Genomic DNA, 1126 nt, shown 5'->3' with positions numbered 1-1126 from the left:
AAGTGCTTGGGCTGGGCATCTTTCCCAGCCTAGATATTTAACCTCTTGCAAAAGTCCTAATTACGAATTATGAATTAGTATTACTCTGGTATACCCCAAATTTTAATAGTTCTATCAATGCTTCCGCTAACAACAGTTTTTCCATCAGGACTCACAGCAATAGACATAACATTAGCTGAATGCCCTTCTAAGTCCTGAATTTCTTCACCTGTAAGCAAATTCCAAATTTTAATAATGCCATTATTTAAACCTCCAAAGAAAGCTTCACCATCTTTACTAACAGATATTGCGTGAATCTTATTATCTGCTTCCAGGGTAAGTGTATAAATTTTCTCTCTTTTTTCTATATCCCAAACATCAACCTGATTTTCTCCTCCAGCAATAGCAATTGTTCCATCTGGACTGATAGCAACACAAGAAAGTCCTGGTGCATAATTATTTAAACCCAATGTTTCGTTTCCTAGAGTTGTAATTTGTTGTCTTTGCTTCCAATTCCAAATTTTTATTGCCCTATCAATAGCACTACCACTAATCAAAATCTTCCCATCAATACTAAGGGAAACCTTAACAGTATTCATTCCCCAAACGTAACAAGGATGCTCTCCCAAAACATCATATTTTCCTGAACGGGGTTGTTCCCAAACATAAATCAATTTATCTTGACTACCACTAATTAGAGTGCCATCAGGAGCAACAGCAAGAGATAAAACAGCATCAAAATGCCCTTTAAGTGTACGAATTTCTTGCTGATTTTGTAAATTCCAAATTTTTATTTCATTCCAATTATTGCTATACAAAGTTTTTCCATCTGGACTGAACGCAAGGGCATAAAGAGATGATAAACCTTCACCTAATGTGGAAATTAATTGGCTGGTTTGAATATTCCATAATTTGATAGTTTTATCATGGCTTCCACTCGCAATAGTTTGTCCATTGGGACTAAATGCTATTCCATATACATCAGATGTATGTCCGGTTAAAGTAGTTAAACATTCAAAAAATTTATAATGGTATGGATTTAAAGCTGCAATAACCTGTTCAAGACCAGGTTCTTTTCTTTTATGTAATAACTTATATGCTACCGCTTTTAACTGCACTGATTCATTCTGTAAACTTTGAATAACTA

The 1126-nt window shown here is 34.6% G+C and carries 1 protein-coding gene; it reads right to left on the bottom strand.

The genetic code is table 11. The features are described 5' to 3' along the window. Positions 1-80 precede the first annotated feature (80 nt). Positions 81-1126, bottom strand: a 1046-nt coding sequence (locus tag CDG77_RS35030; protein WP_143857184.1) for a WD40 repeat domain-containing protein, incomplete at its 5' end; no start/stop codon positions are given.

It is taken from the genome of Nostoc sp. 'Peltigera membranacea cyanobiont' 213 (assembly GCF_002245975.1).
Taxonomy (GTDB): domain Bacteria; phylum Cyanobacteriota; class Cyanobacteriia; order Cyanobacteriales; family Nostocaceae; genus Nostoc.
Note: the sequence above shows the minus strand (reverse complement) of the source record. Positions and strands in the feature narration are given on the sequence as shown.